At 30.5% G+C, this 10,759-nt stretch carries 10 protein-coding genes; all 10 read left to right on the top strand.

Annotation, left to right across the window (positions count from 1 at the left end):
* The first annotated feature begins 127 nt into the window (after positions 1-127).
* The 10 genes from rpmH to FVE73_RS10540 all read left to right on the top strand — a co-directional run bounded on the left by rpmH (position 128) and on the right by FVE73_RS10540 (position 10,728).
* Positions 128-265: a 50S ribosomal protein L34 gene (rpmH, locus tag FVE73_RS10585; RefSeq protein WP_018498409.1), complete on the top strand. Its 138-nt coding sequence runs from the start codon at positions 128-130 to the stop codon at positions 263-265.
* A gap of 134 nt (positions 266-399) precedes the next feature.
* Complete coding sequence (rnpA, locus tag FVE73_RS10580) at positions 400-720, top strand: ribonuclease P protein component (RefSeq protein ID WP_018498408.1); 321 nt, start codon at positions 400-402, stop codon at positions 718-720.
* The gene (gene yidD / locus FVE73_RS10575) at positions 720-929 is read left to right on the top strand and encodes a membrane protein insertion efficiency factor YidD (RefSeq protein WP_026239033.1); all 210 of its coding nucleotides are present in this window, start codon (positions 720-722) and stop codon (positions 927-929) included. Before rnpA ends, yidD begins: the two co-directional genes overlap by 1 nt.
* Before the next feature lie 108 nt (positions 930-1,037).
* Entirely contained in the window at positions 1,038-1,724 is a 687-nt protein-coding gene (locus FVE73_RS10570) for a YidC/Oxa1 family membrane protein insertase (protein ID WP_018498406.1), read from the top strand.
* Positions 1,693-2,502, top strand: coding sequence for a Jag family protein (locus tag FVE73_RS10565; RefSeq protein ID WP_018498405.1), 810 nt, complete (start codon positions 1,693-1,695; stop codon positions 2,500-2,502). Before FVE73_RS10570 ends, FVE73_RS10565 begins: the two co-directional genes overlap by 32 nt.
* 29 nt (positions 2,503-2,531) lie before the next feature.
* Positions 2,532-3,899, top strand: a complete 1,368-nt coding sequence (gene mnmE, locus FVE73_RS10560; protein ID WP_018498404.1) for a tRNA uridine-5-carboxymethylaminomethyl(34) synthesis GTPase MnmE — start codon at positions 2,532-2,534, stop codon at positions 3,897-3,899.
* A gap of 185 nt (positions 3,900-4,084) precedes the next feature.
* The gene (gene gyrB / locus FVE73_RS10555) at positions 4,085-6,067 is read left to right on the top strand and encodes a DNA topoisomerase (ATP-hydrolyzing) subunit B (RefSeq protein WP_018498403.1); all 1,983 of its coding nucleotides are present in this window, start codon (positions 4,085-4,087) and stop codon (positions 6,065-6,067) included.
* A gap of 69 nt (positions 6,068-6,136) precedes the next feature.
* On the top strand, positions 6,137-8,701 hold the full coding sequence (gyrA, locus tag FVE73_RS10550; RefSeq protein WP_018498402.1) for a DNA gyrase subunit A: 2,565 nt from the start codon (positions 6,137-6,139) through the stop codon (positions 8,699-8,701).
* Positions 8,702-8,736: 35 nt separating this feature from the next.
* On the top strand, positions 8,737-9,498 hold the full coding sequence (locus FVE73_RS10545) for a hypothetical protein (RefSeq protein WP_018498401.1): 762 nt from the start codon (positions 8,737-8,739) through the stop codon (positions 9,496-9,498).
* Positions 9,499-10,275: 777 nt separating this feature from the next.
* The gene (locus FVE73_RS10540; RefSeq protein WP_026239032.1) at positions 10,276-10,728 is read left to right on the top strand and encodes a YfcE family phosphodiesterase; all 453 of its coding nucleotides are present in this window, start codon (positions 10,276-10,278) and stop codon (positions 10,726-10,728) included.
* Positions 10,729-10,759 lie beyond the last annotated feature (31 nt).

The raw sequence follows: 10,759 nt of genomic DNA, 5'->3' as shown, positions 1-10,759 counted from the left end.
AATAAAAACTAAATATAAATTGAAATTTAAATATAAATGGCTTAAAACTTGACTTTTTTTTGAATATTGTATATAATACTTATAAAAGACAATAACTTTTTTAAAAACACGAAAGAAAGGATAAAAAATGACTAAAAGAACATATCAACCAAATAAAAGAAAAAGAAAAAAAGATCATGGATTTAGAAAAAGAATGCAAAATAAAAGCGGAAGAAATGTTTTAAAAAGAAGAAGAGCTAAAGGAAGAACTAAACTATCAGCATAACCCGGTGTTAAATTCAACACTGGGTTTTTAAAAGCATTAATCTAAAACAAATAGGAGAGCTTTTTTATTTATATAATAAAGATTTTGAATATTCATTAAGCTCTCGTTTATCTTAAAATCTAAAGAAGAGAAGTATGTCTATCAACAAAATAAAAAAAACAAAGGATTTTTCATTAATATATAACAAATCAAAAAAAATGCATACAAAGTATGCTATTATTTTTATAAGAGAAAATAATAAACAGCGATTTGGCTTTGTAGCTAGCAAAAAAACTGGAAATGCAGTTCAAAGGAATAGAATAAGAAGAATTTTTAGGGAGTTTGTAAAAATACATAAAGATAAATTTAAAGAAAATACTGATTATGTATTTGTCGGCAAGTCTATCTTAAAGGATAATTTAAAAAATTTAAAGTATAAGGATATAGAAAGAGATATTATTAAGGTGATAAAATGATAAAAAAAATATTATTATTTGTTATAAAAATTTATCAAAAGGGTATTTCACCGTATTTAGGAAGAAGATGCAGATTTTATCCAACTTGTTCAGAATATTCACGACAGGCAATTACAAAATATGGAGCAATAAAAGGGAGTTACCTAACCATAAAAAGATTATTAAAATGTCATCCTTTTCATAAGGGTGGATATGATCCGTTAAAATAAAATGAGAAATTTTAAGTTATTCTAATTAGAGTTTATAACTTTAACTAAAAAAAGTTTCATGTAAAAAATACAAAAGATAGCTTATTATAAAAATGGAGGAAATTATACATGTTTAAAATACAAGCACTAGTCGATTTTGTCGTACATATTTTAAATGCGATATACGGTGTTGTAGGAAATTATGGAATAGCAATAATAATTGTTACAGTTTTAATGAGAATAATTATATTCCCTTTGACATTGAAACAAGAAAAATCAATGAAAAAAATGAGGGAATTACAACCTGAACTCGAAAAAATAAAAGAAAAATATAAAGATAATCCACAAGAATATCAGCAAAAAACAGCCGAACTTTATAGAGAAAGCGGAGTAAATCCATTGGGAGGATGTTTGCCGCTACTAATTCAAATGCCTGTATTTGTGGCACTATACTGGGCTTTTAGCGGAAATGCAATTCCAGCAGATGCAAAATTTTTATGGTTTACATTAAAACAGCCTGATAGACTGTTTATGATAGGAAATTTTGCATTTAATCTATTACCAATTTTAAATGTAGGTGTTACTTATATTCAACAAAAAATAATGACAAGTGCAACAAGTGGACAGGAATCTAACCAGCAAATGCAGACAATGCTGTATATGATGCCTCTTATGATGTTATTTATATTCTATAAAATGCCATCAGGAGTAACGTTATATTATTTAGTTTCAGGGGCTTTATCATTAGTTCAGCAATATTTCATTTTGAAAGGAAGAAGTGATGATGGAAAAGATAATATTAAAAGCTCAAAATGAGGAAGAACTTAAAAATATGATAAGCCGTTCCTTGACACTAAAGGAAGATGAAACTTATCAAGTAAAAGTTTTGAAATATCCAAAAAAAATATTATTTATAAATATAAAAGGTGAATATGAAATTGAAATTATTAAAAAATCTGAGCTAAGAACTAATAAAATAGAAACTGAGAAATTAAAAGTACAAGATGAAAGTAAATTTGTAAAAAAAGATGAAAAAAATTATGATTTACATAAGGAAAATAATCGAAATAATAATAAAAGAAGTTATAAAAATGAAAGTTTTGAAAATGATGAAAAATTTAATCAAGAAAATTATTCTGATACAAATATAGATAAAATTAGAGTTTTTTTTAAAGAATTTATCATAGGTATAAGGCTAGATATAAGAATTATAAATATTAAAAAAGAAAATAGTGGAAAATATTTAGTTATTCTAGATGGAAAAGATATGAGATTTTTAATTGGGGAAAAGGGAAGTGCCTTGAATAGTTTAGAATATTTAATAAGCACGACTAAAAAATTTAAACATTTAAAAATTTCTATAGATTCTAATAATTACAAAGAAAAACGTGAACATTCATTGAGAGATTTGGCAAGAAAAAAAGGAAAGGCAGTTTTATTGACTGGAAATGCAATAAAGCTAAATCCTATGGTATCACATGAACGTAGAATTATTCATGAGGAAATTTCATTTATGAAGGGATTGAAAACTGAAAGTGTAGGAGAGGATCCAAAAAGATATTTGATTATTAAAAAACTGGATGAAAAAAATTAGAAAAATGATTTTAGAAATAGAGGTTTAAGATGTTATTTGATACAATTGCGGCTATTTCCACTCCAAAAGGTGAAGGTGGAATTGCCATAATAAGAATATCTGGAGATAAATCATTTGAAATACTGGACAAAATATTTGTTAAAAAGAACCCAAATGCTGATTTGGGTTTTTATAAATTAAATTACGGATTTATCAAGGATGGTGAAAAAACAGCAGATGAAGTGATGGCTGTTAGGCTAAAAGCTCCAAAAAGCTACACTTGTGAAGATATTGTGGAAATAAATTGCCATGGTGGAACACTTGTTTCAGAAAAGGTGCTTGAGCTTGTGTTGAGAAATGGGGCAAGACATGCTGAAAGCGGTGAATTTACAAAAAGGGCATTTATGAACGGGCGAATAGATTTATCGCAGGCTGAGGCGGTTATGGATATAATTCAAGGAAAGACGGAAAAAAGCGTGTCTTTATCGCTGGATCAGTTAAGAGGGGATTTACGAGATAAAGTGAACCAGTTTAAAAAGGCGCTTCTTGATATTACGGCTCATGTGAATGTTGTACTGGATTATCCTGAGGAAGGGATTGACGATCCATTGCCGGCTGAATTGAGAAATAATTTGGAAAAAGTCTATGAAGAGGCAAATCGTCTGATTGATTCTTATGATACAGGGAAAAAAATAAAAGAGGGAATAAAAACGGTTATTGTGGGAAAACCTAATGTGGGAAAATCTACATTGCTGAATGCTCTACTTCACGAGGAAAGAGCGATTGTAACACATGTTGCAGGGACAACACGGGATGTTATTGAGGAAATAATTAATATAAAGGGAGTTCCATTAGTTCTGGTGGATACGGCTGGAATCAGAAAAACTGATGATATTGTGGAAAATATTGGCGTGGAAAAGTCTAAGCAGTTTATTGGGAGGGCTGATTTGGTGCTGCTTGTGCTGGATGCTTCAAAGGAGCTTGAAAACGAAGATATAGAAGTTATAAATCAGATTAAAGAAAATAAAAAGAAAGTTATAGTATTATTGAATAAAATTGATTTAAATAAAAAAATTAATCTTGCAGGACATAATCTGGAAAATATTGTTGAAATATCAGCAAAGGACAATGTTGGAATTGAAGATATGCAGGAAAAAATTTATTCGTATATTGTGGAAGAAGATGTGGAAAACTCATCAGAAAAATTGATAATTACAAATATTCGTCATAAAACGGCACTTGAAAAGACAAAGGATGCGATAAAAAATATTTTTGAAACGATAGATATGGGGCTTCCTATGGATTTGATTTCTGTGGATTTAAAGGAAGCATTAGATTCACTTTCGGAAATTACTGGGGAAATATCATCTGAGGATATTTTAGATCACGTGTTTGGGAATTTTTGCGTTGGGAAATAATGCAGTTTCTTGTTTGAACAATAAATTTTTGTGGATTTTGAATCATATCATTATTTGACAAGAAGTTTAAAATTGCTTTGTTATTACAACGGATATATGCTATTTTTGCTTTTCATAAGCAAAGTTTAGTGTAATTTGAAATAAAAGAAGGTATAAAGTTTGGTATAAAATGGAGGGAATAAATAATGGCTAATAATTATGGAGCAGAAGCTATTACGGTTCTGGAAGGGCTGGAAGCAGTTAGGAAGCGTCCTGGAATGTATATTGGGTCGACTTCGTCACGTGGGCTTCATCATCTTGTGTGGGAAATTGTAGATAACAGTGTGGATGAGGCGCTTGCTGGAGTTTGTGATAAGATTACTGTGAAAATATTGGAAGGAAATATAATCGAAGTAACTGATAATGGACGTGGAATTCCTGTGGGAATGCATAAAACAGGAAAATCAACATTGGAAGTTGTACTTACAGTATTGCATGCTGGTGGAAAATTTGATAATGATAACTACAAAGTGTCAGGTGGACTTCACGGAGTTGGAGTATCTGTTGTAAATGCCTTGTCAGAGTGGCTTGAGGCGACTGTCACGCGTGATGGAAAAGTTTTTCGACAAACATATAGACGAGGTGTGCCAGCAACGCCTGTGGAGGAGATAGGCACAGCTGACGAGAATGAACATGGAACTGTAATTAGATTTAAGGCTGATGATGAAATTTTTGAAACAACAGTTTATGATTATTCTGTGCTGGAATCACGTTTGAAGGAATTGGCATATTTGAATAAGGACTTAAAAATTGAGTTAGTTGACGAAAGAAACGCTGATGATATAAAAACCGAAGAATTTTTGTTTGAAGGTGGAATAAAGGACTTTTTAAATGAAATTATTGATGATGAAAAAATTATTGATGATGTGATTTATATGGCTGATAAAATGCAGATTGAGGAAGCTAAAGAAGTGGAAACTGTGGATGAAAATGGGAATACTGTGAAAAAACACCGAAGCGCAAAATTTGTGGAAGTAGAAATCGCTATGAATTATACGACTTCTCAAAGGGAAAATGTCTATTCATTTGTAAATAATATAAATACACACGAAGGTGGAACTCATGTCAGCGGTTTTAGAACAGCACTTACAAGAACTATTAATGATATTGCAAAGCAGATGAACTTGATTAAGGATAAAAATGGAACATTTCAAGGGACAGACGTAAGAGAAGGGCTAGTCTGCGTAATAAGCGTAAAAATACCTGAACCTCAATTTGAAGGGCAAACAAAAACAAAACTTGGAAATAGTGAAGTTACAGGGATTGTATCAAATATTGTTGGAGGAAATTTAAAATTTTATTTGGAGGATCATCCAAAGGCAGCTGAAAAAATCATTGAAAAAATGGTAATGTCTAAAAGAGCAAGAGAAGCTGCGAAAAAGGCAAGAGAACTTGTACTTAGAAAAAATACGCTGGAAGTTGGATCACTACCTGGAAAACTGGCAGACTGCTCCTCAAAGGATCCAGCTGAATCAGAAATTTTCATAGTCGAAGGAAATTCAGCGGGAGGTTCTGCAAAACAGGGAAGAGATAGAAGATTTCAGGCGATATTACCACTTCGTGGGAAAATATTAAATGTTGAAAAATCAGGAGTGCATAAGGCTCTGGAAAATGCAGAAATTCGTGCGATGATTACAGCCTTTGGAGCTGGATTTGGCGATGATATGGATATAAAAAAATTAAGATACCATAAAATCGTAATCATGACAGATGCCGATGTTGATGGGGCTCACATCCGAACATTAATGCTGACATTCTTTTACAGACATTTAAGAGAATTAATTAACGAAGGCTACATTTATATTGCACAGCCGCCTTTATACAAAATTCAGGCTGGAAAGGCGATTAGATATGCCTATTCAGATGACCAGCTAAAGCAAGTGACAAAAGTTTTGGAAAAAGATGGAAGAAAATATACAATTCAACGTTACAAAGGACTGGGAGAAATGAATCCAGAACAGCTTTGGGAAACTACCCTTGATCCAGAAGTGAGAACATTGTTAAAAGTGTCGATGGAAGATGCATCTTATGCGGATAAAATGTTTAATATTCTGATGGGGGATAAGGTTGAGCCGAGAAGGAAATTTATTGAAGATAATGCAAATTATGTAAGAAACTTAGATATCTGATAAATAAAAATATAAAGTTAGGTTATAAATTATGATTTATAAGGAAGAGAAGAAAAGAGGTGCAAAGGGATGTCGGATGATTTTAAAAATGATGATGAAAGAGAAGATGAGATAACGGGAATGGATGATAATGATGATAGAGAGATAGTTGTGGAAGGAATGCCTAAGGCTACGGATTTATCGAATGAGTCAAATGTCTATATTGAGGATGAGATAAAGGCGGCTTATTTGGATTATTCGATGAGTGTAATTGTAAGCCGTGCATTGCCAGATGTAAGAGATGGATTAAAGCCTGTGCATAGAAGAATCTTGTTTTCCATGAGTGAAATGGGAATGAGCCATAAGACTCCATTTAAAAAGTCGGCAAGAATTGTCGGAGATGTACTGGGGAAATACCATCCGCATGGGGATTCTTCGGTTTACGGTGCGATGGTTAGAATGGCTCAGGATTTTAATATGAGATATGAACTTATTGATGGACATGGAAACTTTGGTTCGATTGATGGAGATGAAGCGGCAGCAATGCGGTATACAGAAGCTAGAATGGCTAAAATTACTGAGGAGCTGCTTGCAGATATTGGAAAAGATACGATTGATTACAGAAAGAACTTTGATGAAAGTTTGGATGAGCCAGTTGTATTACCTGCTAAACTGCCTAATTTATTATTAAATGGAGCAAATGGAATTGCGGTTGGAATGGCTACAAATATTCCGCCACACAACTTAGGGGAGGTAGTTGATGGAATTATCGCATTGATTGACAATCCTGAAATTTCTATTGACGAATTGATTACTTATGTCAAAGGTCCAGATTTTCCAACTGGCGGTATAATTAATGGAAAACAGGGGATTTACGATGCGTATAGAACTGGACGTGGAAAATTGCGAGTTGCAGGACGTGTGGAAATTGAAACATCCAAAACTGGAAAAAAATCAATTATTGTAACGGAATTGCCATATCAAGTGAATAAGTCTAGACTTATTGAAAAAATTGCAGATTTAGTAAAACAGAAGAAAATTACGGGAATATCTGATTTGCGGGATGAAACTGACAGGGATGGTATTAGAGTTGTAATTGAGTTGAAAAAAGGTGAGGAAAGTGAACTGATCTTAAACAGCCTTTATAAATTTACCGATTTGCAAAATACATTTGGTGTAATTATGCTTGCACTTGTGGACAATGCACCGAGAGTATTAAATTTAAAGCAGGTTCTTCAGAAATATCTGGAACATAGGTTTGAAGTAATTACGAGAAGAACTGAATTTGAATTGAAAAAGGCTAGAAATAGGGCTCATATTTTGGAAGGATTTAAAATTGCTCTTGATAATATTGAGGAAGTAATTAGAATTATACGTGCTTCTAAAGATGCAAATGTTGCACGGGCTGAATTAATTGAGAAATTTGAATTTTCAGAAATTCAGGCAAAGGCTATTTTGGATATGAGATTGCAAAGACTTACTGGGCTTGAAAGAGATAAAATTAACCAAGAGTATAATGAACTTATACAATTAATTAAAAAATTAATGGGAATTTTGTCTGATGATTCAAAAATATATGGTATAATTAAAGAGGAGGCACTTAAGTTAAAGGAAGATTTTGGGGATGAACGTAGAACTGAAATTAGAAATGCAAGAGCTGAAATTAGCATAGAAGATTTAATTAAAGATGAAAAAGTTGTCGTTACTTTGACAGAAAAAGGTTATGTAAAACGTGTGGCAATTGATACTTACCGTTCTCAAAAACGTGGTGGAATTGGAGTAAATGCTACAAATACAGTGGAAGATGATGTTGTAAAGGATATGTATATTGCCAAAGCTCTTGATACATTGCTTATTTTTACAACGAAGGGAAAGGTATTCAGCATAAAAGTTTATGAAATTCCTGAAACTGGAAAACAGGCTCGTGGAAAACTTATTGGAAATATTATAAATTTAGATAATGATGAAAAAGTTAGCACAATAATAAAAGTTCGTGAATTTGAAAAGAATAAAAACTTATTCTTTGTAACACGAAATGGAGTTGTTAAAAAATCTGAATTGACATTGTTTAGTAATATTATGAAGGCTGGAAAACGGGCAATCAGATTAAATGATGATGATGAAGTTATGTTTATTGGACTTACAAGCGGAAGCGGAGAAGATGAAATCTTTGCGGCAACTAGAAATGGTATTGCCATTAAATTTTCTGAAAAAGATGTAAGAAGTATGGGAACAACAGCAGTTGGAGTAAGGGGAATTACATTACGGGATAAGGATAAAGTTGTAGGAGCTGCAATTATTAATTCTGAAATGGATAATAATAAAATGAGAATCCTTACAATTACTGAAGAAGGATATGGAAAACGTACAAAACTTTCTGAATACAGGCTTCAGTCAAGAGGTGGAAAAGGGCTTATTAATGCAAAACTTAATGATAAAACTGGAAAAATTGCAGATGTAAAAATTGTAAGAGAAAATGATGAAATCATGCTTATTACTTCGGAAGGTACGTTAATTAGAACAAGTATAAATGATATTACTGTACGAAGCCGTTCTGCAACAGGTGTTAGAATAATGAAAGTCAGAAACAATGAAAAGATTGCTTCTGTTGTAAAAATTACAGAAGCTCCTGACTTTAGTGAAGAAGATAAATAGGTAAATAAAATTATCATAATAAGGAAGTGGTTAAAATGTTACAAAAGAAAGCATTGTTTTTAGTTACGGCAGAAAATGAAATACAGCCATTGGTTAATTTTGCACAAATTTTTAAGAAAAAATATGATGTTGATATTGATGTTATCTATATCAAGGATGTCTTAAAGTATGAAGTTTTTCCTGTGAGCATTGAAGGTATGGGATTAAATATTGGAGCAAATTATGCCTTTAAGGAATATAGAGAACTGGAAGAAAAAACTGTAAAAAAAATTAAGGAAAAAATGACAGCTGATATTTCAAATTTTTACACAAAGGATGGAGAAACTTCTGAAATTATTTTGGAAGAATTGAAAAAATATGATTTGCTCGTGCTTGTAAAAAATGAAAAAGTAACTCCTGTATTGAAGGAAATTTTAAGAAGTATATTTAAGCCATTAATTATTTTACCAAATGTGGAAAATTTCAGATTGGATAATTTAGTATTGCTTGATGACGGTGCTTATAATGCAAATAAGACACTATTTACTTTTTTCTACATATTTGGTGAGCAAAAAATGAACGTATTGCGTGTAAATGTTGAAGAAGATGATGAAAATAGCTTAGCTCAAAGATTTGGAGAAAACTATAACCTTATTCATAAAAAAGGAGATACATTCAAGACAATTATGAACGAATCTCAAAATTATGATTTAGTTTTAATGGGAGACTTACGATATACAGTAATGGTAGAAAGAATTACTGGAAAACTCGGAGTTAGAATACTTGAGAATCTCCAAAAACCGATTTTTATTGTTTAAAAAGTCAAATAATAAAAAGTAATTTTTAGTTACAAATAATAACAGATATTTAGGGTGTCTCATAAGTCAAAAATAACGTTATTAACATAAATATTATATATTTTTAAAAAGCATAAAGATATTGTTTTTATTGATTTTAAAAATATAACAAAATATATAAAATTTATGATTTGATAATTTTATTTATTTTATGAGATATCCCCATATCTTAATTTTTAAAATATACTCCTTTCTTTTTATATTTATACTAAACTCTATTTAAATAACGAATATATTATAAATCTTTTTAGTAGTTTAAAATCTGATATTTAATTTAATTTTATTATAAAAGGTAATTATAATAAGAATAATACTTTTTATAAATTTTTTTAGATTATAATAAATAAAACTTATCAAAAAACCTATGATTAAATATAGATGAAATAACAGAAAAAAATTAGTATAAAATTAAAAAATATGATATAATTTATTCAAAATACCATAAGCTTGAATATTAAATTATATAAATAACTGATTGAGTAGAATAACTATAATATTCAAAAACAGTTTTAAAGTAATTTTGTTATATGGATAAGTTATTTGGAAAATGTTTATTTTAAAATTTGAAATTTAATCTAGATAAATATACTAAAACTACTTTAAAACTAGACTAAAAAATTATGATTGTTTTGTATAAAACTTTTAAAATGTTTAGTTTTTATTAGCCCAATTTTGAAGGAGTTTGAATATGTAAAGAATTTTTGGGCTAAAAAGAGGAAGATGGAGAGAGGAGATTTAATGAAAGTATTAATTTGTTCGGATAGTCACAAAAGACTTGATTATTTTCAGCAGGTGATGGAGTTAGAAAATCCAGAAATTGTAATTTTTGCAGGAGATCACAGCACCGATGCAATTGATATGTCATTAGTTTATAGGGATGTACTTTTTGCTATTGTAAAAGGAAATACTGATATGGATGATTTTGAAACAAGAGATACGAGAATATTTGATTTAATGGGTAAAAAAGTATTTCTTACACATGGACATCTGTATAGTGTGAAACAATCACTTGAAGAATTAGAAAAAAAGGCACATTTAGAAAAGGCTGAAATTTGTGTTTTTGGACACACACACAAAGAATACTTTGCAGAAAAAAATGGTATAATATTTGTAAATCCTGGAGCACTGCAAGATAAAAAATATGTATTATATTATGGTGGCAAAAGATTTGAACAAAAAACATTAAAATAATTCAAAGTAACTTTTAGTTTCATTCCGAAAT

It is taken from the genome of Leptotrichia wadei (genome assembly GCF_007990545.2).
In the GTDB taxonomy this organism is placed as follows: Bacteria; Fusobacteriota; Fusobacteriia; order Fusobacteriales; family Leptotrichiaceae; genus Leptotrichia; species Leptotrichia wadei.
This window is presented reverse-complemented; position numbering and strand designations above follow the sequence as displayed.